We start from the raw sequence: 25,057 nt of genomic DNA, 5'->3' as shown, positions 1-25,057 counted from the left end.
GATGCCATGAGCGAGGAAAACCCCGCCGAAGACGTGATCTATGCGGTCGATAACCACATCGCGACGATCACGCTCAACCGCCCGCACCGCCGCAACGCGCTCAACTGGAACGCCTATGCCCAGCTCGAAGCCGCGCTGAAGGCCGCGTCCGCCGACGACGAGGTGCGCTGCGTGATCGTCACCGGCGCCGACCCGGCGTTCTGCTCGGGCGACGACGTGGCCGAGATCATGGCGGGACCGAAGTCCTTCGCCGCGACGCGTTCGGCGCTGACCATCGTCAAGCACTCGCCCACGCCCGCCGCGATGGCCGCGCTCGAATGCGAGAAGCCGATGATCGCCGCGATCAACGGCGCCGCGATCGGCTGGGGGATGGAGCTGGCGATCTATGCCGACATCCGCATCGCTTCGGAAAAGGCGAAGTTCTCCGAGATGTTCATCAAGCGCGGCCTCGTCCCCGACGTCGGCGGCTTCTACCGCCTGCCCGCGATCGTCGGCCCTGCCAAGGCGGCCGAGCTGATGTTCACCGGCGACGTGATCGACGCCGCCGAGGCGCTGAGGATCGGCCTCGTCACCGAAGTCACGCCGCACGAGGAGCTGCTGACGCGGGCGCAGGCGCTCGCCGCGCGGATCGCCGCCAACCCGCCGCTCGCGCTGCGCTTCATCAAGGAGGGCCTCACCCGCCATTCCTACGGAAACCCGCGCGAAATCGGCGCCTGGGCAATCGAGGCGATCCGCCGCCTGATGGAAACCGAAGACCACAAGGAAGGCGTCGCCAGCTTCCTCGAAAAGCGTGAACCGGTGTTCAAGGGGAAGTGATCGCATGAGCACGGAGCGGACGGCAGGCCCGGTCGAGGAGCGCCACAGGTTCGACGAGGCGGCGCTGGCGCGCTGGATGGAAGCGAACGTCGCAGGCTACGCCGGGCCGCTGACGGTGGAGAAGTTCGCTGGCGGGCAATCGAACCCCACGTTCCGCCTGTCGACGCCGACGCGCCAGTACGTGCTCCGCCGCAAGCCCGCGGGCCTGCTCCACGCCTCGGCCCATGCCGTCGACCGCGAGTTCCGGGTGATGCAGGCGCTGGGGGGGCAAGGCTTCCCCGTCCCGCGCGTGCTGGGCCTGTGCAGCGACGATGCCGTCATCGGCTCGATGTTCTATGTCATGGACCTCGTCCCCGGCCGGGTGTTCTGGGACCCGCTGCTGCCCGAGCTTTCGCCCGCCGAGCGCGCCGCCGCCTACGATTCGATGAACGCCACGATCGCGCGGATGCATGCCTTCGATGTCGATGCGATCGGCCTTGGCGACTACGGCCGCCCCGGCAACTACGTCGAACGGCAGGTCGCGCGCTTTTCCAAGCAGTATCGCGAGGACGAGCTTGCCGGACGCAATGCCGACATGGACCGGCTGATCGAATGGCTCCCGGCGAACATGCCCCGGGACACCGAAAGCCGCCGCCTCGTCCACGGCGACTACAAGATGGACAACGTGATGTTCGCGGCCGACCGGCCCGAGATCAGCGCGGTGCTAGACTGGGAACTGTCGACGCTGGGCGATCCGCTGGCCGACTTCGCCTACAACGTGATGGTCTGGCGCACGCCGGGCGAGGCGGGCAACTCGCTCGCGACGGCACGCCCCGAGGGCATCCCGAGCGAGGAGGACTACGTCGCCGCCTATTGCGCGCGCACGGGGCGCGATGGCATTCCGGACCTCTCGTTCTACGTCGCGTTCAACATGTTCCGCCTCGCCGCGATCCTCCACGGCATCATCGGGCGGACGCTGCGCGGCAACGCCTCGAACGCGCAGTCGCACGAGGTGGCGAGGCGCTTCGCCCCCCTGGCGGCCGCAGCTTGGGAACAGGCGCAGCGCGCGGAGCGCGAACGTTGAGCGACAAGCCGCGCAAAACCTTCGCCATCCGCCCCGGCGGCATGGGCTACGACGATCCGCCCGCCGACGCGCCGCCGCAGCGCCAGTGGCTCGAGACCGCCTGGGCCGCGCCGGCCGAGGAGCGCGCGGTCGAGGTCGAGGGCGCGGTCATCCGCTACCGCGGCTGGGGCCTTGACGATGCGAGCAAGCCGGGCCTGATCTTCGTCCACGGCTTCATCGCCCACGCCCGCTGGTGGGATCACATCGCGCCGTGGTTCGCCGACCGCTACCGCGTCGCCGCGATCAACCTGTCGGGCATGGGCGACAGTGACCGGCGCGAGACCTACAGCCGTAAGCAATACGCGCGCGAAGTGCTGGCGGTGGCGCGCGATGCGGCGCTGGAGCCGCTGACGATCGTCGCGCACAGCTTCGGCGCGATCACCGGGCTCTATGCCGCCTGGCTCGCGCCCGATCTGGTCGAGCGCGCGGTGGTGATCGACGCGCACCCCTTCCGCGAAGGCGGCAGCAAGCTGGGCGAGGCCCCGGCGGAAAAGTTCTATGCGACGCGCGAGGAGGCGCTCGCCCGCTACCGGTTGAGCCCGCCCGGCGCCTGGCCGGACAAGGACGTGCTCGCCTATGTTGCGCAGCATTCGCTGCGGCAGAGCGCACAAGGCTGGGGCTGGAAGTTCGATCCGAAGACCTTCGCGGCTAGCGACCGCGAGGAAATGACCGCCGCGCTGCGCGGCCTTGCCGTGCCGGTCGACTACATCCACGCCGACCGCTCGGACTTCGCCGGGATGGACGCGGTCGAGGCCTTTGTCGCGGCGATGCCAAATTGCGGCGCGCCCGTCTCGCTGCCGTTCTGCCACCACCATGCGATGATCGAGCAGCCGGTCGCGCTGGTCGCCGCGCTCAACGGCCTGTTCGCGCACCCGAGGCGCCGCGCGTGAGCTACGAGAACGAGCCGGGCACGCGCGGCCTCGACCTTGCCGGCGATCCGCTGCCGGTCTGGCCGCAGGCGCCCTCGCAGCCGATCGGCGCCTCGCCGCCGCGCCGCCGCAACTCGGTGCGCCGGACGATGACGCTCGAGGCGACCTGGCCGCAGGGCCTGCGCGGGCCGACGATGATCCACGGGCGTTGCCGCGATGCGTGGACCCGCGATCCCGCCGCCGCGCCCGAAGTTCTGGCCGAGGACGCGCTCGAAGCCGAGGCGCAGGACCGCACGATTGTCGCCCTTTGCTCGGCGCCGGCGCGCCCCGGTCTCGCCGCGCTTGAAGGCGCGCGGCCGGGCGGCAAGTTCCGCGGCATCCTCAACGAAGCGCTGCCGGGCGAGCGCGAGTCCGGCACGCCGCTTTACCTGATGCTCGACGATCTTGCCGGCACCACGCTCGTCTCGCGCTGGGCGTGGAGCCGCTGGTTTCCCGGCTGGGCCACCGCGCCGACCGAGGAAGGCCGCAAGGCCCACGCCGCGGCGATGCTCGGCAACTGCCTCGGCCTTCGCCCCGGATCGCGCGGGATCGTCGACCAGGGCGCGCCGGTGCTGCAGCAGAACAGCAGCGCGGTCGGATCGATGCGCAACGCCGCCGATCCCGAAGGCTGGCACGCCTTCACCGACCTGTCGGACGAGATCCAGTTCCGCCGCGCCCGTCGCATCGATGCCTGGCGCGATGGCGACACGATCCACGTCGAGACCCATTTCCAGGACAGCGCGAACACCCGCGAAGGCGGCAGGCGCGCGCTTCACGAATACCTGCTGTGGGCGAGCGCCGATGCGGGAAGCGGCCTCGTCACCGCGATCGAGGCCCGCGCCGGCACCCTTCCCTATGGCGAATGCCCGGGCGCGATCGCCAACTTGCGCTTCCTCATCGGCACGCCGCTGACGCAATTGCGCAGCACCGTCCTCCAGATGCTGCGTCGCACCAACGGCTGCACGCACCTCAACGATGTCGTGCGCTCGCTCGCCGAAGTCCCTGCGATGCTCGAACGCGCGCCCAAGGAGATGCCCCTGCCATGACCACCGCGCCCGCCACGCCGCGCCCAGCCGCCACCGTCCTGCTGGTGCGGGACGACCCGTTCGAGGTGCTGATGGTGCGCCGCCACGCCGCCGCGACCTTCGCCTCGGCGCTGGTCTTCCCCGGCGGCGTGGTCGACCCCGAGGATTCGCACCCCGACTGGCTGCCGCTGCTGCGCGGCCACGAGGCGCTGAGCGATCACGAGCGCGCGCACCGCATCGCCGCGGCCCGGGAAACCTGGGAGGAGGCCGCGATCTTGCTCGTCACCGGCGGCAATGGCGAATGCTCGCTTCCGCCCGAGCGCCCGCACGGCAGCCTGTTCCGCAAAGTGGTGCAGGAAAGCGGCGGCCATCTCGACCTCTTGGCCATCGCGCCGTTCGGCCACTGGATCACTCCGGTCGATGCCCCCAAGCGCTTCGACACGCGCTTCTACCTCGCCCACGTCGGCCGCGACCAGGAGGCGCGCTGCGACGGCGCGGAAACGGTCGAGCTCGAATGGATCGCGCCGCACGAAGCGCTGGAGCGCGCACGGCGCGGCGATGCCGGGATCATGTTCCCGACCAAGCTCAGCCTGCTCCGCCTGACCGAAACACCCTGCCCGCGCACCGCGTTCGAAGCCGCGCTGCAGCGCGCCATCGTGCCACTGACCCCGGTGGTCAGCGCGCGCGACGGCGGCACAGTCGTCGCCATTCCCAAGGATGCGGGCTATGCCGAGTGGGAGGAGTTCACGCCCTACCCGCGCCGAGGCTAGACTCGTGGTGTGATCCCGCGCTCGCCCATGCGGCGCAGCAGGCGGACGAACATTTCCTCGGTATCCTCGCAATCGGCAAAGCCTGCCTTGCGCAGCTTGATCGTCGAGACCAGCACCGGCGCCCGCTCGGCATCGGCCGGCGCGTGCACGCCGAACAGCAGGTCGGCATAGTGGTGGCTCTCGCCGACCAGCTTCTCGAGGTCGGGCTCGCGCAAGCCCTCGCGGCTCGCGATCCGCGCCCAAGTGTCGCGGTGTTCCATTAGGAAGTCGACGAGGCTGAAGGGCTGGCCGAACGCAGGCTCCAGCCCCACTGCGCGGGCGATGGCGGGCCAGACATTGGCAAACGCGAAGACATCGCCGTTGGTCAGGTTGAAGGTCTCGTCGCGCGCCGAGGGCGCGGTTGCCGCCCAGCCGAGCGCCCGCGCGACCAGCCCGGCATCGACCGCTTCCGAAACCCCGCCCGGCCGGCCCGGGAAGGCGAGCGGCATGCCGAGCTCGCGGCAGATCGCGGCATAGGCGCCCAGCACCGGGATCATGTTCATGGCGACGCCGGTCGCCTCACCGAACACGATCTGCGGACGCCAGATCGTCAGCGCCCAATCCGCCCCCTCCCGCTTTTCGCGCAGGTAGTCCTCCTGCAGCCAGTAGAAGTTGGCGTGCGGGTCGCGCGGGGCGCTCTCGCGCGCCGGGACCGCGATCTGGTGGACGTGCGCGCCATAGGCCTTGGTCCCCTGCAGCGCGCTCACATGTTGCAGGCCCTTGGCGTGCGCCAGAAGCGGCTCCATCAGGTTGCGCAGCATGGCGAGGTTGCGCTCCATGTGGTCGCGCTCGAGCCATCCGGCATAGAGCCCCGGCTTTTCGTAGAGCGCGGCGAAGACCAGATGCGTGACGCGCGCCAACTTCGGCCCAAGCGCCGCGCAAGCCTCGGCATCGGTCAGGTCTACCGCGAGGTGCTCATGCGGGGCGCTGCTGTCGGGCGCGCGCCGCGACAGCGCAAGCACGTCCCATTCGCCCGAGCCGCCGAAATGGTCGACGCAGGCCTGTCCGATCACGCCGCTCGCGCCGGCGATAAGCACCGTGGGGCGCTGCTGCATCCTCTTGTCTCCACTCGCCGGATCGTCTGCGTCCGCTTGGCGGGAGCGTACGGCAGCCTTAATTAGTTAGTCAATCAACTACTTCTGGCAGCGATCGCAGAAGAACGTCGATCGCCCGCCCTGCACGATCCGCTTGACCGTGCCGCCGCAGGGACAGGCCTCGCCCTCGCGGCCGTAGACGCGCCAGTCCTTGGCGAAGTAGCCCAGCTCACCGTCGGGACGGGCATAGTCGCGCAAGGTCGATCCGCCGGCGGCTATCGATTCCTCGAGCACCGTGCGGATTGCCGGCACCAGCCGCGCCAGCGCGGGTTTCGACACCTTGCCAGCCTCGCGCTCGGGATGGATGCGGGCGCGGTTCAGCGCCTCGCAAACGTAGATGTTGCCAAGTCCCGCCACGATCCGCTGGTCGAGCAGCAGCAGCTTTACCGCAGCAAATCGGTTCTCGAAGGCGCGGTGAAGATGCGCGGCGGTCAGCCCCGGTCCCAACGGCTCGGGTCCAAGCGCCGCGAAGGCGGGAAACGCATCGAGTTTGTCCGTATCGACCAGATCGACGGAGCCGAACCGGCGCGCATCGTTGAGCGCCAGAACGTGTCCATTGCCCGTCTCGATCACCAGGTGGTCATGCTTGCCCAATTCCGCGGGATCGATTCGCCACCGCCCCGACATGCCGAGATGGAACACCATCGTGCTGTCGCGATCGGTATGGATGAGCCCGTACTTCGCCCGCCGGCCCAGCCCCGTGACGCGGGTGCCGGTCAGCGTCTGGACAAGGTCGGCGGGAAATGGCCGGCGCAAGTCGGCACGGTTGACCGCCACGCGCGCGACGGTCTGCCCTTCAAGCACGGTGGCAAGGCCGCGAACGGTGGTCTCTACTTCGGGGAGTTCAGGCATCGTGACGCAACCCGTAACAGTCTTTGCCGTCCGGGCAATTCCCCACTAAAGGCCCATTCCATGACCACATCCGAGACCGTGTCGTTCGGCTACGAGGAAATCCCCGCCGAGGAGAAGCAGGCCCGCGTCGGCGCGGTGTTTTCGAGCGTCGCCAAGAAGTACGACATCATGAACGATGCGATGTCGGGCGGCATGCACCGGCTGTGGAAGGATCGCTTCGTGCGCCGGGTCAAGCCGCGCGCCGGCGAATCGATCCTCGACATGGCCGGCGGCACGGGCGACATCGCCTTTCGCATGGCGTCTTCGGGGGCGGACATCACCGTTTCCGACATCAACCAGGATATGCTCGACGTCGGCATGGAGCGCGCGCAAAAGCGCGGCATCGCGGGCCTCGAATGGTCGCGCCAGAATGCCGAGGAGCTGTCCTTCGCCGACAAGGCGTTCGACGCCTACACCATCGCCTTCGGCATCCGCAACGTGACCCACATCGACAAGGCGCTGGCCGAAGCCTTCCGCGTGCTGAAGCGCGGCGGACGGTTCTACTGCCTGGAATTCTCGACCACCGAGTGGCCCGGCTTCGCCCAGGCCTACGATGTCTATTCCCACAAGCTGGTGCCGCAGATCGGCAAGGCGATCGCCGGCGACGCCGAATCCTATCGCTATCTGATCGAATCGATCCGCCGCTTCCCCAAGATGCGCGAGTTCGAGCGGATGATCCACGCCGCCGGCTTCCGCCACACGCGGGTCGAGCCGATCATGGGCGGGCTCGTCGCGATCCATTCGGGCTGGAAGGTCTGAACGGCACCGCACGCATGGCGCGACCTTCCACGCATATCCGCCGCCTGCTCGGCTGGGGCCGCACCGTCGCGCGGCACGGCGCGCTGCGCCTGCTCGAGGAGAACCCCAACACCCCGGCGCAGGTCCGCTCGCTGTGCCGGATCGCCCGCTTCGGCACGCGCCAGCCCGAGGTGCCCGACTACGCCGGCGCCTTCCGCGCGATCGGGCCCGCCGCGATCAAGCTCGGCCAGACGCTGGCGACGCGCCCCGACCTCGTCGGCGAGGAAGCGGCGCGCAACCTGCTCTCGCTGCAGGACAGCCTTCCCGCGGTCGACTTCGCGCTGATCCGGCGCGAGATCGAGACGACCTTCGAACGCCCGCTCGAATCGCTCTATGCCGAGTTCGACCCCGTGCCGGTCGGCGCCGCCTCGGTCGCGCAGGTCCACCGCGCCGTCACCGCCGACGGGCGCAAGGTCGCGGTCAAGGTGCTGCGCCCCGGCGTGCGTGAGAAGTTCGCGTGCGACATCGACACCTACGAATGGGCCGCCGCGCATCTCGAGGCGCTCGGCGGCGAAGCCAGCCGCCTGCGCCCGCGCATGGTCATCGCCAATTTCAAGCGCTGGACCGTGCGCGAGCTCGACTTGCGCCGCGAAGCCGCCTCGGCCTCGGAACTCGCCGAGACGATGCACGCCTTCGAAGGCTACCGCATCCCCGCGATCGACTGGGACCGCACCAACGGCCGGGTGATGACGCTCGACTGGATCGACGGCATCAAGATCAGCGACAACGCCGCGCTCGATGCCGCCGGCCACGATCGCAAGGAGCTTGCCGAACGGCTGGTGCTCGCCTTCCTCACCCAGGCGATCAGCGGCGGCTTCTTCCATGCCGACATGCACCAGGGCAACCTGTTCGTCGAACCCGACGGCACGATCGCCGCGATCGACTTCGGCATCATGGGCCGGATCGACCGCCGCGCCCGCCAGTGGCTCGCCGAAATCCTCTACGGGCTCACCACCGGCAACTACCGCCGCGTCGCCGAAATCCATTTCGAGGCGCAATACGTGCCAAGCTACCATTCGGTCGGGGAATTCGCCACCGCGCTCCGGGCGGTCGGCGAGCCGATGCGCGGCAAGCCGGTCAGCGAACTGTCGGTCGGCCAGATGCTCGACGGCCTGTTCGCCATCACCCGCGATTTCGACATGCAGACCCAGCCGCACCTGCTGCTGCTGCAGAAGACGATGGTCATGGTCGAAGGCATCGCGACGCAACTCGATCCCGAGATCAACCTGTGGGACACGGCGGCGCCCTTCGTGCGCGGCTGGATCCGCGACGAGCTCGGCCCCGAGGCGGCCATCGCCGAGCGCCTGCGCAGCGATGCCGAAACGCTGCTGCGCGTGCCCGACCTGATCCGCCGGATCGAGGAGCGCTTCCCGCCCAAGGGCGGCGCGCCCGAGGCGCCGCCGCTCCCCGAAATCCCGCTGATGTGGGACCGCGACCGCCGCCGCACCTTCCCTGTCTGGCTCGGCTACCTGTTCTCGGGCGCGGCCGGCGCTGCCGTGGTCGCCGCGGGGTTCACCCTCGGCTGGTGGGGCTGAACGCTTCGCCATGGCGCGCTCCGAACCCCTGCCCGGCCTGCAGCTCAAAAAGCGGCACTTCAACGCGCTCGACCTGTCGCGCCTCGTCGCCGCCTGCGCCGTGCTGTTCTGGCACTACCAGCACTTCTTCGTGCCCCCGGTCGACTATGGCTACCAGGTCGACCGCGTCGCGCTGACCCCGCTCTACCACCCGTTGCGCTGGCTGTTCGACTACGGCCACGTCGCGGTGCAGTATTTCTGGGCGGTCTCGGGCTTCGTCTTCGCCCACGTCTACCTCGCCGACCGCAATGCCCGCGGCCGGTTCTGGCTCGCCCGCTTCGCCAGGCTCTGGCCGCTCCACCTGCTGACGCTGCTGCTCGTCGCGGTGCTCCAGGCGACCTATACCGGGATCAACGGCACCGCCTTCATCTATCACCAGCAGGACATGAAGCACTTCCTGCTCAGCCTGCCGCTGGCGCACTACTGGGGCTGGCAGACCAACCAGTCGTTCAACGGTCCCTCGTGGTCGCTCTCGACCGAGATTCTCGCCTACCTCGCCTTCTGGCTGCTGCTGCCGGGGTTGCGGCGGCTGCCGGTGCTGCTCGCGCTGCCGGTCGCGGCGATCACGCTCGGCGCCTTCTTCATGGGCGCGCCGAACAAGCCCGTGCTCACCTGCACCGGCTTCTTCTTCGGCGGCGTCGCCACCTATGGCCTCGTCCTGCGCCTGCGGCTCGGCCCGGTCGCGCTGCTGGCGCTGAGTGCCGTCGCCGTGGGCCTCGCCTTTTACGCGCAGCTCGCGTTCCACTCGCTCGACGCGACCACGCTCGCGGGCACATTCGCCGCGCTGTTCGCGATGCTGGCGGTGGATCTTGCCGACAAGCGCGACCTGCTCAAGCTCGGGCGCCAGCTCGGCGATGCCTCCTACGGCATCTACCTGTGGCATTTCCCGCTCCAGCTCATGCTGGTGCTGGTGATCGACGCGACGCTGCACAGCCGCGCCATCGCCAGCCAGCCGGCCTTCCTGGTGTTCTTCGTCGGACTCGCCACGCTCGCCGGGTTCGCCTCGCACCGCTGGTTCGAGCGCCCTGCGCAGAAGGCGATCCAGCGCCTTGCCGGACGCGTGCGGCCCGGCAAGACTGCCGCAGCTTAGGCCGCGATCTCCTGGATGCGGTGATGCGGCAGCGTCCGCCAGCCGACCAGCAGCAGCACGACGTGGAACAGCTCGACCGCGATCGGCACCGGCCAGCCCTCGTAGGGTCCGGCCACGACGACGTTGACGAGGCGCGCCGCCGCCGCCGTGCCGAACAGCAGCGTCGGCACCAGCAGCAGGTCGGCATTGCGTCGCCAGGCGCCCCACATCATGCAGAAGGCCGCCACGCCGAAGAAGGCGGTGAAGTCGGCGCGCAGCGACGACAGCCCGGCGAGGCCCGTCGGCGCCAGGCCGAAGCCTGCCCCAGCCTGCTGCGGCCCGGTCAGAAACGAAACGGCCAGGAACAGATCGAACATCCCGGCCAGGAAGATCAGCGCGGTCAGCACCAGACGCATCGGCATATCCTTCGTTGTTTACGCCACCCTGCGCGCTTGCGGCGCGCGACGCAAAGGGATTGCGCCCGCTCGCGCCCCATTGCACAAGCCGGGCGATGATTTCGTCTCCCCGCATCCTGCTGATCGTCGGCGGCGGCATCGCCGCCTACAAGTCGTGCGAGCTCGTTCGCCTGATCCGCAAGAACGGCGGCGAGGTCACCTGCGTCCTCACCGAAGGCGGATCGCACTTCGTCACCGCCATGACGCTCGCCGCGCTCAGCGAGAACCCGGTGCACACCACGCTCTGGGACCTCAAGAACGAGGTCGAGATGGGTCACATCCAGCTCTCGCGCCAGGCCGACCTCGTCGTGGTCTGCCCGGCGACGGCCGATCTCATGGCGAAGATGGCGGCGGGCATCGCCGACGATCTCGCCACGACGCTACTGCTCGCGACCGACAAGCCGGTGCTTGCCGCGCCCGCGATGAACGTGCGCATGTGGAGCCACGCCGCCACGCAGCGCAACGTCGCCACCTTGCGCGCCAGCGGCGTGACCGTGCTCGATCCCGACGAAGGGGCGATGGCCTGCGGCGAATACGGCCCCGGCCGCCTGCCCGAGCCCGAGGCGATCTGGACCGCGATCAAGGCCGCGCTCGGCCCTGCTACGCAAGAACCGAAGCCTCTCGCCGGCCACCACGTGCTTATCACCGCCGGCCCGACGCACGAGCCGATCGACCCGGTGCGCTACATCGCCAACCGCTCGAGCGGCAAGCAGGGCTATGCCATCGCCGCCGCCGCCGCGAAGGCCGGCGCGCAGGTTACGCTGGTCAGCGGCCCGGTCGCCCTGCCCACGCCGCCTGGCGTCACCCGCATCGACGTCGAGACCGCGCGGCAGATGGCCGCAGCGGTCGACGCGGCGCTTCCCGCCGACGTCGCGATCATGGTCGCTGCGGTCGCCGACTGGCGCAGCGCCGGGGAAGCCGCGCAGAAGATCAAGAAGGACGGCTCGGGCGCGCCGCCGCCGCTGCAGCTCGTCGAAAACCCCGACATCCTCGCCACGCTGTGTCGCTCGGATCGCCGCCCGCCGCTGGTGATCGGGTTCGCGGCCGAAACCAATGACGTGATTGACCACGCCACCGCCAAGCTGGCGCGCAAGGGCGCCGACTGGATCGTCGCCAACGATGTCGCCACGCACGCCATGGGTGGCGACATCAACCGCCTCCACATTGTCAGCGCTGCCGGCGTCGACAGCCTGCCCGAACTGCCCAAGGACGCGGCTGCCGCCGCTCTGATCGAGAAAGTCGCCGATGTCCTCGCCCGATAACGTCCCCGTCCTCGTCAAGCGCCTGGCCGGCAACGACGACCTGCCGCTGCCCGCCTATGCCACCGAAGGCGCAGCCGGCATGGACGTGGTCGCCGCCGAGGACGTCGACCTTGCGCCGGGCGCGCGCCACGCGGTCGCCACCGGCCTCGCCGTGGCGATCCCCCACGGCTACGAAATCCAGGTCCGCCCCCGCTCCGGCCTCGCGCTCAAGCACGGCGTCACCGTCGCCAACGCGCCCGGCACGATCGACAGCGACTATCGCGGCGAATTGAAGGCGATCCTGATCAACCTCGGCAGCGAGCCCTTCGCCATTCGCCGCGGCGACCGCATCGCCCAACTCGTCCTCGCCCCCGTGACCCGCGCCGGCTGGGTGGAAGCGAGCGAACTCGACGACACCGCGCGCGGCGCCGGCGGCTTCGGCTCGACCGGAGGGCTGTCTGCGCTGCCGGGCTGACGCCTCAGTCCTCGTAGACCAGCCGCACCCTGCCCGCCGCTTCTGCCGCCAGCTTCCGCGCCTCGTCCGTCGTCGCCGCGCGCGCGAGCGCGACGGCCATGCGGCGATAGGGCCGCGTCACCGGCTTGGCGAAGACGCGCACGTCCATCGCTTCGGCCGGCACCGCCAGCGCCTCGGCGAGGCCCTCGACACGGAAATCCTCGGCGTGGCGGTCGGCCAGCACCACGGCGGAGGCGCTGGGGCCGCGCAAGCCGATCTCGGCCGGGATCGGCAGGCCGAGGATGGCCCGGGCGTGGAGGTCGAATTCGGTCAGGTCCTGCGAGACGAGCGTGACCATGCCGGTATCGTGCGGGCGCGGCGAAAGCTCGGAGAAGATCACCTCCTCGCCGCGCACAAAGAACTCGACGCCGAACAGGCCGTAGCCGCCGAGGTTGTCGACCACCTTGGTCGCCATCGCCTGCGCATCCGCAATGGCTTGCGCGCTCATCGGCGTCGGCTGCCACGATTCCTGGTAGTCGCCGCGCTCCTGCCGGTGGCCGATGGCGGGGCAGAACGACACGCCGCCGCGATGGCGCACGGTCAGCAGGGTGATTTCGTAGTCGAAGGCGACGAACTCCTCGACGATCACGCGCTTGCGGTCGCCGCGCATGTTGGCGACGGCATAGTCCCACGCCGCTTCCAGCCCCGCCGCGTCCCGCACGGTGCTCTGGCCCTTGCCGCTCGACGACATCACCGGCTTGATCACGCAAGGCAAACCGGTGTGCGCAGCGCCCTCGCGCACTTCGTCGAGACTCTCGGCATAGCGGTAGCGCGAGGTCCTGAGGCCCAGCTCGACCGCGGCAACTTCGCGGATGCGGTCGCGGTTCATGGTCATGATCGTCGCGCGCGCCGAGGGCACGACGTTGAAGCCCTTCGCCTCGAAATCGGCGAGCACTTCGGTGCGGATCGCCTCGATCTCGGGCACGATGTAGTCGGGCCTGGCCGCCTCGATCGCGCCGGCCAGCGCCTCGCCGTCGAGCATCGAGAACACGCGCCGCTCGTCCGCCAGCTGCATCGCGGGCGCGTCGTCGTACGAATCGCAGGCGGTGACATGGCAGCCCAGCCGCTTGGCCGAGATCACGAACTCGCGCCCCAGTTCGCCCGAACCGAGCAGGAGGATGCGTGCGGTATGTGCCATGGTCGTGCGCTGCCCTTGCCGAAGTGTGGCGCGGCGATGCCCCGGCGCTGGCGCGCGGTCAATGGGCGGGCGCGGCCCCGTACCGGGAAGCCGCGCCGCGCGCGCTCACTTCTTCTTTTCGGGCGCCACGCTGATGCGCACCGTCTCGCCGTTGTGGCCGGGGAAGTCGGTGAACATCGCCTCGACCAGGTTGGGCACGAGATAGGGCAGGCGGTTCGAGGTCGAGGCGGCCTCGGCCTTGCCCTCGAACAGGCGCTTGCCGTCGGCGCGGCGGTCGATCTTCAGGTCGATGCCGCTGGTATAGACGGTCGTGACGTCGACGTTGTTGTAGCCGGGCCCGCCGAAGAAGAACGGATCGTACCAGCCATAGCCCCAGCCGCGACGGCCATAAAACCCGGGACGGCCCCAGCCGCCCCAGCCCGGCCCGTACCAGCCGCCCCAGTAGGGATCGCCGAAGCCGGTCGTGCGCAGCTTGTCGCGGCCCTTGTCGACGCCGTAGTCGAACTTCACCAGCAGGTCCGCGCTCTGCGGGTTGCCCGGCACGTAGCCGACCTTCTGCATCTGCGCCGACACCAGCGCGGCATAGTTGGCGAACTCGAGCCCGCCCTCGTCGCGCGGGTCCTGCGGCACGATCGCGAAGGTCTGGCCGGCGGGCGCGGGCAGTTCGCGCTGGTAGCGCGAGACATTGGCGTTGAACGGGGTGGCGCAGGCCGACAGCGCAAGGAGCAGCGGTGCTGCAGCCAGAGCGAGGCGATTGGGGGCGAAACGGTTACGGCCGGAAGCGGTGTTCATCCTAAGCGACTCCATCAGGTGCGGCCCGGGTCCCCCGGCTGACGGCGGGCGCGGCTCGGTTCTAGCATGGCCCGATGCTAGGCGGGAGGTGCTGAATGCGCGTTGAATGGGTCCTGCAACAATTGTTGCAGCACTGCAGCATTCAGCAACGATTCAAGCGTGTTAGCGAACCAGCCCGAGCGCCGCGTAGGCGGCGTCCAGGGTCGGCACGGCCAGCGCCCGCGCCTTTTGCGCACCCTTGGCGAGGATCGCGTCCAACGCCGCGCGGTCCTCGCGCAATTCGCGATAGCGCGCCGCCATCGGCGAAAGCTTCTCGACCAGCAGCTCGCCCAGCGCGGGCTTGAACGCGCCGAAGCCCTGCCCGCCGAACTGGCCGAGCACCGCCTCGACGCTGGTGCCCGCCATCGCGGCGTAGATCCCGACGAGGTTCGCAGCCTCCGCCCGGCCTTCGAGCCCCGCCTTGTCCGAAGGCAGCGGCTCGGGGTCGGTCTTGGCCTTGCGCACCTTGGCCATGATCGCGTCGGCATCGTCGGTCAGGTTGATGCGGCTCATGTCCGAAGGATCGGACTTGCTCATCTTCGCGGTACCATCGCGCAGCGACATGATGCGCGCGGCTTCTGGCGGGATGATCGGTTCGGGCTGGATGAACAGCGGCGCGTCTTCGGGGCAGAAGTCGTTGTTGAACTTCTGCGCAATGTCGCGCGCCAGTTCCAGATGCTGCTTCTGGTCTTCGCCCACCGGCACGTGCGTGGCGTTGTACAACAGCACGTCGGCCGCCTGCAGCACGGGATAGGTGAACAGCGCGACGCTCGCGCCCTCGCGGTTCTTGCCCGCCTTGTCCTTCCACTGCGTCATGCGGTTGAGCCAGCCCATCCGCGCGGTGCCGTTGAGCAGCCACTGCAGCTGCGCGTGCTCGGGCACCTGCGCCTGGTTGAACAGGATCGACCGGTCGGGATCGATCCCGCAGCTCACCAGCGCGGCGACCATCTCGCGCGTGCTCGCGGCAAGCTCCTCGGGCTTGTGCGGCATCGAGATCGCGTGGAGGTCGGCAAGGAAGTAGAGGCAGGTCGCGCCGCGCGCCGTCCATTCGTCCTGCATCGCCACCCAGTTGCGGATCGCCCCCAGGTAGTTGCCGAGGTGGAGATTGCCGGTGGGCTGGATGCCGGAAACGATACGCATTGGAAGGTGCCTTACGTGATGGTGGAGCGCTTGCGGCGCAGGAGAAGCGCCAGGTCCGCCTTCGAGAAAGCCCCGAGGAGGATGGCGGCGAGGCCATAGACCAGCCCGCCCGCGCAAACCAGCACGGCGAGCGCAGCAAAGCGCACGGCCCAGCTGCCATGGACATACGGCGTCAGGTAGCCTTGCGTCGCCCAGAGCACCGCGCCCATCGCGATCGCCGCCAGCGCCAGCCGCGGCACGCGACGCTTCAGTTGCGCATCGGCGACGAAATGGCCGCGCGCCACCAGGGTGCGATAGAGCATGGCGACGTTAACCGTGCTGGCGATCGCGGTGGCGAGCGGCGGGCCCACGTGCTGCAACGGCACGATCAGCACGAGGTTGCCGACCAGGTTCACCAGCATCGACAGCGTGGCATAGCGCACCGGCGTCCTGGTGTCCTGGCGCGCATAGAAACCGGGGGTGAGCACCTTGACCAGGATGTAGCTCGGCAGCCCGATCGAAAAGGCCGCCAGCGCCTGCGCGGTGAAGTGCGTGTCCTGCGCGGTATAGCGGCCATAACCGAACAGCGCGGCGGCGATCGGCTCGCCCGCCAGCACCAGCGCCGTCGTCGCCGGCAGCGTCAGCAGCAGCGCCAGCTCGAGCCCGCGGTTCTGCGTCTCCATCGCCGCCCTGTCGTCGCCCGCGCCCAACTGGCGCGAGATCGTGGGCAGCAGCACCGTGCCGAGCCCGATGCCGATCAGCCCGAGCGGCAGCTGGTTCAGCCGGTCGGCGATGTAGATGTAGGTGACCGAGCCGTGCGCCAGCAGCGAGGCGGCCAGCGCGGTCGAGATGACGAGGTTGATCTGGACCGCGCCCGCGCCCGCCGCGGCAGGCCAGATCAGCGCGAGCAGCCGCCGCACCTCGGCAGTCAGGCGCGGCCGCCGCAACCGCAGCGAAACGCCGTTGCGCCTGCACGCCCAGGCGAGCCAGCCCAGCTGCAACGCGCCCGAAACCGAAACCGCGATCGCCTGGTTGCGCGCGGTCACCAGCGGATCGGCGTGGTGGAAGAACAAGAGCGCCGCGATCAGCGTCAGGTTGAGCAGGATCGGCGCCGCCGCGTTGACCCAGAACTTGTGCAACGAATTGAGGATGCCGCCGAACAGCGAAACCAGGCTGATCAGCATCAGGTAGGGCACGGTGATCCGCGAAAGGGTGACGGCAAAGGCGAACTGCTCGGCCGAAACCCCGTTGAACTTGCCCGAAAGCAGGAACGTCACCGGCCAGGCGAAGACCTCGAGCAGCACCGTCATCGCCAGCAGCACCGGCAGCAGCACCGCCAGCGCCTGCTCGGCAAAGGCCAGTCCGTCGTCGAGCCCTCGCCCGTCGGGGTCCGCCACCTTCTGGTTGAACATCGGGATGAACGCCGAGGCGAAGGCCCCTTCGGCGAACAGCGCCCGGAACAGGTTGGGCAGGCGGAATGCGACGAGGAACGCATCCGAGGCGAAGCTTGCCCCGATGTAGCGCGCGAACAGGCTGTCGCGCACCAGCCCGAGCACCCGGCTCGCCAGCGTCAGCCCGCCGATGGTGCCGGTCGCCTTCAGGAGATTCATGCGATGACCTGCTGCGACCGGCTATCGTCCCGGAATCAGGCCTGGCCCGCGCCGGCGGCCAGTTCTTCCTGCTGGCGCTGCTGGAGCTGCGCGAAATAGAGGCCGTTGAAGTCGATCGGCTCGAGCATCAGCGGCGGATAGCCGGCGTCGCGCACGGCATCGGCGATGATGCGGCGGGCGAACGGGAAGATCAGGCGCGGGCCTTCGGCGAACAGGAACGGGTGGGCCTGGTCGTCGCTCACGTTGCGCATGCCGATCAGCGCGGCATAGACCAGCTCGATCGCGAAGGCGGTGCCCTGGCTGGTCTTCGATGTGGCGTTGATCTTCAGTTCGATCTCGTGGACATCGGGCGCCAGCGTGCGCGCGGCGATGTTGAAGTCGATGTTCATCTCCGGCTGCTCGGTCCACTGGTAGGACTCGGGCGCGTTCGGGTTCTCGACCGAAAGGTCCTTCACGTACTGCGAGATCAGGCCGATCGCCGGGGCGGTGTCCTCGCCGTCGGGCGCGGCGTCGAGGTTGAGGTCGGAAATGATGTTGCCTTCGTCGGCCATGGTCGCAAGCTTTCGTGGAAATGGGCGGGACGTGGTGTTGCGCGCCGCCTAGCACCCCAGCCGGGGTCGGGCAACGCTTGCGCGCTTCGCCCGCCGCCGCATCGGTTCTTCCCGGCAAGGCCCGGTCGCGCCGGCTGGCTGCGTTCCCTTGTGGGCAAGCCGGCCCCGCCGGCGGCTTTGTAAGGGCAACTTACCGTCGTCCACACGTTGTTCATTTGTAATCCGTACCTATTTGAGGCACGGTGACTCACTGTCCCCGGAACCGAACTCAGCGACCGACTTTCGCGGAGCCCGGGCCGGGCCATGTTCGGGACGAGTGCGCGTGATTGTTGAAATTGTCATCCTGGCGATGATCGCAGCCTTCCTCGGCCTGCGACTCTATTCCGTGCTCGGGCGCCGTCCCGAGCAGAACGAGGAGCCCCTGCGCCGCCGGGTCGAGCAGCCCGATCCTTCGGCTGCCGCCCCGCGCCCGCTCGCCCCGCGCCTGCCCGAGAAAGCCGCCGCGGCCACCCGCCCGGCGCTCGCCGCGCCCGAAGCGAACGCCTTCGAAAGCCCCGCCGAAGCCGGCATCCGCGCCATCATCGCCGCCGACCGCCGCTTCGACGTGGCGCAGTTCGTCGCCGGCGCGAAGGGCGCCTACGGCATGATCCTCGCCGCCTTCTGGCGCGGCGACAAGGACGAGCTTGCCCAGCTGTGCGACCGCGACGTGTTCGAAGGCTTCGCCGATGCGATCGACGCGCGGGCGCAGGCGGGCGAAACCGTCGATGCGCGGCTCATCCGCATCGAGGAGGCCCGCATCGTCGCGGCCGACTACAGCGCGCCGGTCGCGCGCATCACCGTCCGCTTCGTCGCCGACGTCGCCTCGGTGACGCGCGACGCCGACGGCGTGGTCATCGCCGGCTCGCTCGACGACGCGATCGAGAGCCGCGACCTGTGGACGTTCACCCGCAACCTGACCGCGCGCGATCCCGACTGGCTGCTCGACGAAACCGACCAGGCCTGATCGTTCACGGCCATGCGCGGCGCCGTGCTGCTTCTCGCGCTCGCGCTGCTGTCGGCGTGCGGGCGCGTCATCCCGCAGACCGGCGGTCCCGCAGCAACACCGCGCCCCCTGCCTCCGGCCAGGCCCCAGCTGACCGCCGCCCTGCTCGGCGTGACCCCGGGACCGTCGACGCCGGGGCTCGGATTTAGCGACCAGAGCGCCCGCGCCGCGCTTGCCTCGTTCGTCGCGAGCTGCCCGCGCCTTGTGCGCCGCACCGACGCCAGCGGCCTTACCCAGCCATCGGACTGGGCCGCGCCCTGCGCCGCCGCGGCGACCTGGAGCCCGGCCAATGCGGCGAGCTTCTTCACCACCTGGTTCGAAACCGCTCAGGTCGGCGATGGCAGCAGCTACGTCACCGGCTACTTCGAACCCGAGATCGCCGGGGTACGCCAGCGCCAGCCCGGCTACGACGTCCCGGTCTATGCCGTTCCGCCCGATCTGGTGCGCGCACGGCCGGGCGATGCCGCGCCGATGCCCGACGGGCGCACCCCGCTCGGCCGCTACGACGAAACCGGGCGCTTCGTGCCCTATTGGGACCGCGCCGCGATTGAGGACGGCGCGCTTGCCGGAAAGGGGCTCGAAATCGCCTGGGCGGCGGACCCGGCCGAGTTCTTCTTCCTCCAGGTCCAGGGCTCGGGCCGGCTGCGCGCCCCCGACGGCAGCGTGATCCGCATCGGCTATGGCGCAGTCAACGGCTACGACTACACCGGGATCGGCTCGGTCATGGCGGCCCAAGGCCTCATCGGCAACGGTCCCGGCGAATACCCCGGCTCGATGCAGGGCATCCTGCGCTACATCCGCGAACACCCCGCCGAAGGCCGCGCGCTGATGCGCCGCAACCGCAGCTACGTGTTCTTCCGCGAAGTCACCGGCGATGGGCCGGTCGGCGCGCTCGGCGTGCCCGTCACCGGCGGCGCCACGCTCGCCGCCGATCCGCTGTTCGTGCCGCTCGGCGCGCCGGTGTTCCTTGCGACCGACCGCCCTGAAGTCGGCGGCCTGTGGGTCGCGCAGGACACCGGCGGCGCGATCAAGGGCGCCAACCGCTTCGACAGCTTCTGGGGCGCTGGACCCGAAGCGCGCCGCATCGCCGGGGGCATGAGCGCCCGCGGGCGGGCGCTGATCCTGCTCCCCCGCGGCACGCTGGCAAGGCTCGGCCGGTGATGCGCACACCGCGTGGCCTCAGCCCCGAGGAAGCCGAACTGTGGCGCCGCGTCGCCCAGACCGTCACCCCGCTCCATCCGCCGCGCGCCGCGCCCGCTGCCGCGGCCCCCGCGCCAGAGCCCGCCGCCCCCGCGGCGCCGCCGCCCAAGCGCGTCAAGGGCCGCGCGCCGCCGCCGCGCGTCGCCGCGCCGGCGCCGCCACCGCCCGCGCCCACCCGTCCGCTCACCCGCCACGGCCTCGATTCGAGCTGGGACCGCAAGCTCGCGCGGGGGGGCGTCGAGCCCGACGTCACCATCGACCTGCACGGCATGAACCTCGACCAGGCGCACGCGCGCCTCGTCGGCGGCATCGGCCAGGCGCTCGCGATGGGCTATCGCGTGATCCTGCTGATCGCCGGCAAGCCGCGCCCCCACGGCGACCATGACCTCCGCGGAGAACGGCGCGGCGCGATCCGGGCCAAGCTGCTCGACTGGCTCGCGCACAGCCCGCACGCCGGCAGCATCGCCGCCGTGCGACCCGCCCAGCCGCGCCACGGCGGCGCGGGCGCGGTCTACATCGTGCTCAGGCGGCGCTAGGGGCGAGCGCCGCCAGGGCGATCCGGCGGTAGATCCGCGCGAGCACGCGCAGGTCCTCCATCGCCACCGCCTCGTCGGTCTTGTGCATCGTCGGGTTGGTGAGGCCGAACTCGATGACCGGGCACAGGCTGCGCAGGAAGCGCGCATCGGACGTGCCGCCGGTGGTGGACAGCTCGGGCGCGATGCCCGTCTCGGCCTCGACCGCCGCCGAGACCAGGGCCGATTCGGCGCCGGGTAGGGTGATGAACGCCTCGCCGTGGAGCGTGGCGCGCACCTCGACCCGGTGCCGCGCGGCGATCGCGCTCACGCGGTCGACCAGCGCCTGCCCGGTGTGGTGGTCGTTGTAGCGGATCGACAGTCGCGCGCGCGCTTCGGCCGGGATCACGTTGGTCGCGCGGTTGCCCACCTCGAGGTCGGTGATCTCGAGGTTGGAGGGCTGGAACCAGTCGCTGCCCTCGTCCAGCACCAGCGCGTCCAGCTCGGCGAGCAGCGCGACCAGCCGCGGGATCGGGTTGTCGGCGAGGTGCGGATAGGCGACGTGCCCCTGCGCGCCCCTGGCGGTCAGCCAGACGTTGACCGAGCCGCGCCGCCCGATCTTGGCCATGTCGCCCAGCCGGCGGACCGAGGTCGGCTCGCCGACGAGGCAGAAGTCGGGCAGTTCGCCGACCGCGCGCATATGCGCGATCAGCGGCACCGTGCCGTACCTCGCCGGGCCTTCCTCGTCGCCGGTGATGATCAGGCTCACCGTCCCCGCCTCGACCGGGATCTGCGCCACCGCCGCGACGAAGCTCGCGATCGCGCCCTTCATGTCGACCGCGCCGCGCCCGTAGAGCAGCTCGCCGCGGCGCTCGGCCCTGAACGGCGCGCTCGACCAGCCCTCGCCGGCCGGGACCACGTCGAGGTGGCCGGCAAAGGCGAAGTGGCGGCTGCCCTCCGGCCCCTTGCGGATCGCGAACAGGTTCTCGACCGGCCCCTCGGGCGGCTCGCCCGCGACGAAGCGATGGACGGCAAAGCCCAGCGGCGCCAGCATCGCCTCGAGGCAGGCGAAGACCTCGCCCGTCGCCGGCGTCACGCTCTCGCAGTCGATCAGCCGCTCGGCGAGCACGACAGGATCGAGCGTCATGCCGGCTGCGCCTGCTCGAACTGCTCGATCGTCCATTCCTCCTCCTCGGCCGCGGCGACCCACGCCTGCATCCACGGGTGCTCCCAGATCGCCTCCATATAGGCTTCGGCGAAGCCCGGCACCCCCACCCCATAGGTCAGGAAGCGCGAGACCACCGGCGCATAGATGATGTCGGCGGCGCAGAACGTGCCGAACAGGAACGGCCCGCCCTGCCCGAAGCGCGCCCGCGCCTCCGCCCACAGCGTCAGGATGCGCACGATGTCGGCCTGGACCTCGGGCGGCACCGCCAGGCCCGTCACCCGCCGCCGCACGTTCATCGGCATCTGCCGGCGCAGCGCGAGGTAGCTCGAATGCATTTCCGCGACCATCGAGCGGGCCATGCCGCGCGCGGCGTCGTCCTTGGGCCAGAAGCGGTCGCGCCCGACCTTGTCGGCAAGGTATTCGATGATCGCGAGGCTGTCCCACACCACCGCGGCCGCCTCGCCTTCGCCGTCCCACAGGATCGGCACCTTGCCCGACGAGGGCGCCAGCGTGCCGTCGCGCGTCTTGCGCTCGTCCCAGTCCTCGCCATAGAGCGGGACGGTGATCTCCTCGAAGACGAGGCCCGACTGCCTGCAGGCGAGCCAGCCGCGCAGCGACCAGCTCGAATAGTTCTTGTTGCCGATCACCAGCTTCATCGCGTCCGCCTTCGCTCGCACCTGCGCCCGCCTAGCCACTGCGCGCCGCCCTGTCGAGGCTGCCCCCGCCGCGCCCGGCGCGAGGCCCGCTGACCCGCCCGGACATGCTCGCAATACTGCGTAGGGTCCCTGACTCCCAATCGGTAAGCCGGCAACGCTTACTCAACCTGCGATGCGCGTCAGGTTTCGTTCCTTGTTTTCGTCAGGCCCGGCCAGGGGCGGCGCACGTCAGCACGCCGTGGCGCAGTTCGGCCACCTGCGTCGCCAGGTCCCGGCGATGTACTTCATGGTCGCGGTCAGCGCGGCGACGCTCGCCTACACCCACCGCATAGTCGCGCCACCGTGGCTCTATCTCTATCTCCCCACGGTGCTCATCGGGCTCAGCCTCGTGCGCCTCGCGCAATGGCTCGTCCCGCTGCCGGCGCACCAGGTCGGCGAGGCCTTCGCCAGCTCGATGCTCCGGCGCACCGAGCTGTTCTCGGCCGTGCTTTCGATCGGCTTCGTCGGCTGGGCGCTGATGCTCGACCGCTTCGGCGGACCCTACGAGCACGGCCATGTCGCGGTGTTCATCGGGATCACCGTCATGGGCTGCATCCTGTGCCTGACGCACCTGCCCCGCGCCGCGCACACCGTCTTCGTGGTCGTGCTCGGCACGTTCCTTGCCTACTGCATCGTCCTCGGCACCGAGGTGCTTGCGGCCATGGCGATCAACATCGTCATCGTCGGGCTGATCAGCCTCAAGGTCCTGCGCAACTATTTCGCCTCGTTCCTCGCGCTCGAGGAATCGCGCCGCGCACTCGAGACCGAACGCATCGCCGCCCAGCGCTTGAGCGAGGAGAACGCCCGCCTCGCCCACTCCGATTCGCTCACCGGCCTGCCCAACCGCCGCTACTTCTTCGCCCGGCTCGATGCGATGCTGGCGCGCGACCGGTCGGCCGCGCCGTTCTGCATAGGCGTGATCGACCTCGACCGGTTCAAGCCGGTCAACGACACGCTCGGCCATGCCCAGGGCGACCGGCTGCTCCAGGCGATGGGCGACCGCCTGCGCCCCTTGTGCAACGCCGACGTCACCATCGCCCGCCTCGGCGGCGACGAGTTCGGGCTGATCGTCGAAGGCACGATGGACGCGGCCGCGCGCGTCGGCCAGCAGATCTGCGACGCCATCCAGCGCCCGGTGCAACTGGGCGATACCGTCGTCTCGGTCGGCTCGTCGGGCGGGCTCGCCGCCTGGCCCGATGCCGGCCACACCGCGCACGACCTGTTCGACCGCGCCGACTTCGCGCTCTACCACGCCAAGAAGAACCATCGCGGCACCTGCGTGCGCTTCTCCGGGGTGCTCGAACGGATGATCCGTTCGGAACAGGCGCTCGAGGCCGCGCTCCAGGCCGCCGAGCTCGAGCGCGAGCTCGACATCGCGTTCCAGCCGATCATCTCGACCCGGACGATGGAGATCAGCGGGCTCGAGGCGCTGGCCCGCTGGTCCTCGCCGACCCTCGGGCCGGTCCCGGCGGAAATGCTGTTCACCACGGCCGAGCGCCTCGGCATCGCGCGCAGCGTCACCCTCGCCCTGTTCGGCAAGGTTCTCGCCCAGATCCCGCGCATGCCGCCCGCCATGCGCGTGTCGTTCAACCTCTCGCCCGCCGACGTCGCCGACGTCGAGACCGTCCATGGCCTGCTGACGATGATCGCCGCGACCGCGACCCGCGCCGACCGGCTGGTGTTCGAGATCACCGAGACCAGCCTGATCCACGATCCCGAAATTGCGCGCGGTGCGCTCGAACAGCTGCGCGCCACCGGCGCGCGCATCGCGCTCGACGATTTCGGCACCGGCTATTCAAGCCTCAGCACGCTCCACCAGTTGCCGCTCGACGTGCTCAAGATCGACCGCAGCTTCGCCGCGCGGCTCGACGACCCGGTCGGCCGCCGCCTGGTCGGCGCGATCCGCACGCTCGCGCGCACGCTGTCGCTGTCGTGCGTGTTCGAAGGCATCGAGACCGAGATCCAGCTGATGGAAGCGACGCTCGCCGGTTACGACTATGCCCAGGGCTACCTGCTCGCCAAGCCCGACAGCCTCGATGCGATCCTCGCCATGGACTTCCCCGGCCGCGCCGCCGCCTGACGGATTCGCGTCGCGCCCCCGGGCGATGTCGTGGCGCCGGCAATGACGGAGCGGGGCGGAAGCCCGGCCGGCGGCCAAGGTTCCGGGGGCCCCACCGTTTCGCCCTTCTGCCGACCTGCCGCCTACTGCTCGGCGTCTTCCAGCACCGCGGCGCGCAATTCGGCAATGCCCATGCGCTTTTCCGAGGACGTGACGATCACCTGCGGATAGGCCGCAGTGCGCTTGCGCGCGGCGGCTTCGGTCGCCGCGGTCACTGCCGCCAGCTCGCTCGCCTTGATCTTGTCGGCCTTGGTCAGCACCACGCGATAGCCGACGCCCGCTTCGTCAAGCATCTGCATCATGTCCTCGTCGACCGGCTTGATGCCGTGGCGGCTGTCGATCAGCAGCAGCGTGCGCTTGAGCACCACGCGCCCGCGCAGAAAGTCGCGCACCAGCCGCCGCCATTGCTCGACCACCTTGGGCGGGGCCTTGGCGAAGCCGTAGCCGGGCATGTCGACCAGCCGCAGCCGGGTCGGCTCGCCCACCTCGAAGTAGTTGAGCTCCTGCGTGCGTCCCGGCGTCACCGAGGTGCGCGCCAGCGACTTGCGCCCGGTGAGCGCATTGAGCAGCGACGACTTGCCGACGTTCGAACGGCCCGCGAAGGCGACTTCCGGCACCGTCGGATCGGGCAGGAACTTGAGCGCCGGCGCCGACTTGAGGAATTCGATCGGCCCGGCGAACAGCAGCCGGGCGCGCTCGACCAGTTCGGCGCGCGCGGCTTCCTCTTCGGGCGAAAGCGCGGCGGGCGAAGGGGCGGCGGGCGAAGGGGTCAGGGG

General features: G+C 70.0%; 25 protein-coding genes. 14 read left to right on the top strand and 11 right to left on the bottom strand.

The window, feature by feature from the left end; all coding sequences use genetic code 11:
- The first annotated feature begins 6 nt into the window (after nucleotides 1-6).
- Genes K3A85_RS05760 through K3A85_RS05740 form a run of 5 tightly spaced genes read left to right on the top strand, consistent with a single transcriptional unit; the run spans nucleotide 7 to nucleotide 4,621 of the window.
- Nucleotides 7-816 (top strand): enoyl-CoA hydratase/isomerase family protein, encoded by an 810-nt coding sequence (locus K3A85_RS05760; RefSeq protein ID WP_225205526.1) that lies wholly within the window; start codon nucleotides 7-9, stop codon nucleotides 814-816.
- A gap of 4 nt (nucleotides 817-820) precedes the next feature.
- On the top strand, nucleotides 821-1,879 hold the full coding sequence (locus tag K3A85_RS05755) for a phosphotransferase family protein (RefSeq protein WP_225205525.1): 1,059 nt from the start codon (nucleotides 821-823) through the stop codon (nucleotides 1,877-1,879).
- Entirely contained in the window at nucleotides 1,876-2,808 is a 933-nt protein-coding gene (locus tag K3A85_RS05750) for an alpha/beta fold hydrolase (protein WP_225205524.1), read from the top strand. Before K3A85_RS05755 ends, K3A85_RS05750 begins: the two co-directional genes overlap by 4 nt.
- Entirely contained in the window at nucleotides 2,805-3,872 is a 1,068-nt protein-coding gene (locus K3A85_RS18110) for a DUF2889 domain-containing protein (protein ID WP_225205523.1), read from the top strand. Before K3A85_RS05750 ends, K3A85_RS18110 begins: the two co-directional genes overlap by 4 nt.
- Nucleotides 3,869-4,621 carry an NUDIX hydrolase gene (locus K3A85_RS05740; RefSeq protein ID WP_225205522.1) on the top strand — a complete coding sequence of 251 codons (753 nt, stop codon included), beginning with the start codon at nucleotides 3,869-3,871 and terminating at the stop codon, nucleotides 4,619-4,621. The genes K3A85_RS18110 and K3A85_RS05740 overlap by 4 nt, the downstream gene beginning before the upstream one ends.
- On the opposite strand, the gene K3A85_RS05735 is transcribed toward K3A85_RS05740, so the two are convergent.
- A complete protein-coding gene (locus K3A85_RS05735) occupies nucleotides 4,618-5,715 on the bottom strand; it encodes an NAD-dependent epimerase/dehydratase family protein (RefSeq protein WP_225205521.1) in 1,098 nt (365 codons plus the stop codon). The genes K3A85_RS05740 and K3A85_RS05735 overlap by 4 nt on opposite strands.
- Before the next feature lie 78 nt (nucleotides 5,716-5,793).
- Nucleotides 5,794-6,606, bottom strand: a complete 813-nt coding sequence (mutM, locus tag K3A85_RS05730) for a bifunctional DNA-formamidopyrimidine glycosylase/DNA-(apurinic or apyrimidinic site) lyase (protein WP_225205520.1) — start codon at nucleotides 6,604-6,606, stop codon at nucleotides 5,794-5,796.
- A gap of 60 nt (nucleotides 6,607-6,666) precedes the next feature.
- Here mutM and K3A85_RS05725 point away from each other — a divergent pair, with 60 nt between their 5' ends.
- The 3 genes from K3A85_RS05725 to K3A85_RS05715 are packed head-to-tail and all read left to right on the top strand — an operon-like array spanning nucleotide 6,667 to nucleotide 10,107.
- Nucleotides 6,667-7,404 carry a class I SAM-dependent methyltransferase gene (locus K3A85_RS05725; RefSeq protein WP_225205519.1) on the top strand — a complete coding sequence of 246 codons (738 nt, stop codon included), beginning with the start codon at nucleotides 6,667-6,669 and terminating at the stop codon, nucleotides 7,402-7,404.
- 14 nt (nucleotides 7,405-7,418) lie between these two features.
- Nucleotides 7,419-8,978 (top strand): 2-polyprenylphenol 6-hydroxylase, encoded by a 1,560-nt coding sequence (gene ubiB, locus K3A85_RS05720; protein ID WP_225205518.1) that lies wholly within the window; start codon nucleotides 7,419-7,421, stop codon nucleotides 8,976-8,978.
- 10 nt (nucleotides 8,979-8,988) lie between these two features.
- Nucleotides 8,989-10,107, top strand: a complete 1,119-nt coding sequence (locus tag K3A85_RS05715) for an acyltransferase family protein (protein ID WP_225205517.1) — start codon at nucleotides 8,989-8,991, stop codon at nucleotides 10,105-10,107.
- Here the strand turns inward: K3A85_RS05715 and K3A85_RS05710 are convergent.
- Nucleotides 10,104-10,502, bottom strand: coding sequence for a hypothetical protein (locus K3A85_RS05710; RefSeq protein ID WP_225205516.1), 399 nt, complete (start codon nucleotides 10,500-10,502; stop codon nucleotides 10,104-10,106). The genes K3A85_RS05715 and K3A85_RS05710 overlap by 4 nt on opposite strands.
- Before the next feature lie 98 nt (nucleotides 10,503-10,600).
- Here K3A85_RS05710 and coaBC point away from each other — a divergent pair, with 98 nt between their 5' ends.
- On the top strand, nucleotides 10,601-11,803 hold the full coding sequence (gene coaBC / locus K3A85_RS05705; protein ID WP_225206015.1) for a bifunctional phosphopantothenoylcysteine decarboxylase/phosphopantothenate--cysteine ligase CoaBC: 1,203 nt from the start codon (nucleotides 10,601-10,603) through the stop codon (nucleotides 11,801-11,803).
- Nucleotides 11,787-12,257 (top strand): dUTP diphosphatase, encoded by a 471-nt coding sequence (gene dut / locus K3A85_RS05700; protein ID WP_225205515.1) that lies wholly within the window; start codon nucleotides 11,787-11,789, stop codon nucleotides 12,255-12,257. Before coaBC ends, dut begins: the two co-directional genes overlap by 17 nt.
- 4 nt (nucleotides 12,258-12,261) lie before the next feature.
- On the opposite strand, the gene purT is transcribed toward dut, so the two are convergent.
- From purT to secB, 5 genes are all read right to left on the bottom strand, one after another.
- On the bottom strand, nucleotides 12,262-13,434 hold the full coding sequence (purT, locus tag K3A85_RS05695) for a formate-dependent phosphoribosylglycinamide formyltransferase (RefSeq protein ID WP_225205514.1): 1,173 nt from the start codon (nucleotides 13,432-13,434) through the stop codon (nucleotides 12,262-12,264).
- Nucleotides 13,435-13,539: 105 nt separating this feature from the next.
- Nucleotides 13,540-14,226, bottom strand: a complete 687-nt coding sequence (locus K3A85_RS05690) for a DUF4136 domain-containing protein (RefSeq protein ID WP_225205513.1) — start codon at nucleotides 14,224-14,226, stop codon at nucleotides 13,540-13,542.
- Nucleotides 14,227-14,388: 162 nt separating this feature from the next.
- Nucleotides 14,389-15,405, bottom strand: coding sequence for a tryptophan--tRNA ligase (gene trpS / locus K3A85_RS05685; RefSeq protein ID WP_225205512.1), 1,017 nt, complete (start codon nucleotides 15,403-15,405; stop codon nucleotides 14,389-14,391).
- A gap of 11 nt (nucleotides 15,406-15,416) precedes the next feature.
- A complete protein-coding gene (murJ, locus tag K3A85_RS05680) occupies nucleotides 15,417-16,994 on the bottom strand; it encodes a murein biosynthesis integral membrane protein MurJ (RefSeq protein ID WP_225205511.1) in 1,578 nt (525 codons plus the stop codon).
- A 35-nt stretch (nucleotides 16,995-17,029) separates the two neighbouring features.
- Entirely contained in the window at nucleotides 17,030-17,545 is a 516-nt protein-coding gene (gene secB / locus K3A85_RS05675; RefSeq protein ID WP_225205510.1) for a protein-export chaperone SecB, read from the bottom strand.
- 322 nt (nucleotides 17,546-17,867) lie between these two features.
- On the opposite strand from secB, the gene K3A85_RS05670 reads away from it, so the two are divergent.
- Genes K3A85_RS05670 through K3A85_RS05660 form a run of 3 tightly spaced genes read left to right on the top strand, consistent with a single transcriptional unit; the run spans nucleotide 17,868 to nucleotide 20,323 of the window.
- Complete coding sequence (locus K3A85_RS05670) at nucleotides 17,868-18,548, top strand: Tim44/TimA family putative adaptor protein (RefSeq protein WP_225205509.1); 681 nt, start codon at nucleotides 17,868-17,870, stop codon at nucleotides 18,546-18,548.
- Nucleotides 18,549-18,560: 12 nt separating this feature from the next.
- Nucleotides 18,561-19,748, top strand: a complete 1,188-nt coding sequence (gene mltA / locus K3A85_RS05665; RefSeq protein WP_225205508.1) for a murein transglycosylase A — start codon at nucleotides 18,561-18,563, stop codon at nucleotides 19,746-19,748.
- Complete coding sequence (locus K3A85_RS05660) at nucleotides 19,748-20,323, top strand: Smr/MutS family protein (RefSeq protein ID WP_225205507.1); 576 nt, start codon at nucleotides 19,748-19,750, stop codon at nucleotides 20,321-20,323. Before mltA ends, K3A85_RS05660 begins: the two co-directional genes overlap by 1 nt.
- Here the strand turns inward: K3A85_RS05660 and dapE are convergent.
- Together dapE and K3A85_RS05650 are read right to left on the bottom strand one after the other, a co-directional pair.
- On the bottom strand, nucleotides 20,310-21,446 hold the full coding sequence (gene dapE, locus K3A85_RS05655; RefSeq protein WP_225205506.1) for a succinyl-diaminopimelate desuccinylase: 1,137 nt from the start codon (nucleotides 21,444-21,446) through the stop codon (nucleotides 20,310-20,312). The genes K3A85_RS05660 and dapE overlap by 14 nt on opposite strands.
- Entirely contained in the window at nucleotides 21,443-22,123 is a 681-nt protein-coding gene (locus K3A85_RS05650) for a glutathione S-transferase family protein (RefSeq protein WP_225205505.1), read from the bottom strand. Before K3A85_RS05650 ends, dapE begins: the two co-directional genes overlap by 4 nt.
- Before the next feature lie 238 nt (nucleotides 22,124-22,361).
- Between K3A85_RS05650 and K3A85_RS05645 the strand changes: the two genes are divergently transcribed.
- Nucleotides 22,362-24,242 carry a putative bifunctional diguanylate cyclase/phosphodiesterase gene (locus K3A85_RS05645; RefSeq protein ID WP_225205504.1) on the top strand — a complete coding sequence of 627 codons (1,881 nt, stop codon included), beginning with the start codon at nucleotides 22,362-22,364 and terminating at the stop codon, nucleotides 24,240-24,242.
- 122 nt (nucleotides 24,243-24,364) lie between these two features.
- Here the strand turns inward: K3A85_RS05645 and yihA are convergent, their stop codons facing one another.
- Complete coding sequence (gene yihA, locus K3A85_RS05640) at nucleotides 24,365-24,985, bottom strand: ribosome biogenesis GTP-binding protein YihA/YsxC (RefSeq protein ID WP_225206014.1); 621 nt, start codon at nucleotides 24,983-24,985, stop codon at nucleotides 24,365-24,367.
- Nucleotides 24,986-25,057: the final 72 nt, after the last annotated feature.

The organism is Novosphingobium huizhouense (genome assembly GCF_020179475.1).
In the GTDB taxonomy this organism is placed as follows: Bacteria; Pseudomonadota; Alphaproteobacteria; order Sphingomonadales; family Sphingomonadaceae; genus Novosphingobium; species Novosphingobium huizhouense.
This window is presented reverse-complemented; position numbering and strand designations above follow the sequence as displayed.

Bases quoted from the DNA above. Each gene is read 5' to 3' on its own strand.
- purT (WP_225205514.1), bottom strand. From the start codon at position 13,434: ATGGCACATACCGCACGCATCCTCCTGCTCGGTTCGGGCGAACTGGGG.
- murJ (WP_225205511.1), bottom strand. From the start codon at position 16,994: ATGAATCTCCTGAAGGCGACCGGCACCATCGGCGGGCTGACGCTGGCG.
- K3A85_RS05735 (WP_225205521.1), bottom strand. From the start codon at position 5,715: ATGCAGCAGCGCCCCACGGTGCTTATCGCCGGCGCGAGCGGCGTGATC.
- K3A85_RS05760 (WP_225205526.1), top strand. From the start codon at position 7: ATGAGCGAGGAAAACCCCGCCGAAGACGTGATCTATGCGGTCGATAAC.
- trpS (WP_225205512.1), bottom strand. From the start codon at position 15,405: ATGCGTATCGTTTCCGGCATCCAGCCCACCGGCAATCTCCACCTCGGC.
- mutM (WP_225205520.1), bottom strand. From the start codon at position 6,606: ATGCCTGAACTCCCCGAAGTAGAGACCACCGTTCGCGGCCTTGCCACC.
- mltA (WP_225205508.1), top strand. From the start codon at position 18,561: ATGCGCGGCGCCGTGCTGCTTCTCGCGCTCGCGCTGCTGTCGGCGTGC.
- K3A85_RS05710 (WP_225205516.1), bottom strand. From the start codon at position 10,502: ATGCGTCTGGTGCTGACCGCGCTGATCTTCCTGGCCGGGATGTTCGAT.
- K3A85_RS05650 (WP_225205505.1), bottom strand. From the start codon at position 22,123: ATGAAGCTGGTGATCGGCAACAAGAACTATTCGAGCTGGTCGCTGCGC.
- secB (WP_225205510.1), bottom strand. From the start codon at position 17,545: ATGGCCGACGAAGGCAACATCATTTCCGACCTCAACCTCGACGCCGCG.
- dapE (WP_225205506.1), bottom strand. From the start codon at position 21,446: ATGACGCTCGATCCTGTCGTGCTCGCCGAGCGGCTGATCGACTGCGAG.
- K3A85_RS05740 (WP_225205522.1), top strand. From the start codon at position 3,869: ATGACCACCGCGCCCGCCACGCCGCGCCCAGCCGCCACCGTCCTGCTG.
- K3A85_RS05725 (WP_225205519.1), top strand. From the start codon at position 6,667: ATGACCACATCCGAGACCGTGTCGTTCGGCTACGAGGAAATCCCCGCC.
- dut (WP_225205515.1), top strand. From the start codon at position 11,787: ATGTCCTCGCCCGATAACGTCCCCGTCCTCGTCAAGCGCCTGGCCGGC.
- K3A85_RS05660 (WP_225205507.1), top strand. From the start codon at position 19,748: ATGCGCACACCGCGTGGCCTCAGCCCCGAGGAAGCCGAACTGTGGCGC.
- K3A85_RS05715 (WP_225205517.1), top strand. From the start codon at position 8,989: ATGGCGCGCTCCGAACCCCTGCCCGGCCTGCAGCTCAAAAAGCGGCAC.
- K3A85_RS05755 (WP_225205525.1), top strand. From the start codon at position 821: ATGAGCACGGAGCGGACGGCAGGCCCGGTCGAGGAGCGCCACAGGTTC.
- K3A85_RS05690 (WP_225205513.1), bottom strand. From the start codon at position 14,226: ATGAACACCGCTTCCGGCCGTAACCGTTTCGCCCCCAATCGCCTCGCT.
- ubiB (WP_225205518.1), top strand. From the start codon at position 7,419: ATGGCGCGACCTTCCACGCATATCCGCCGCCTGCTCGGCTGGGGCCGC.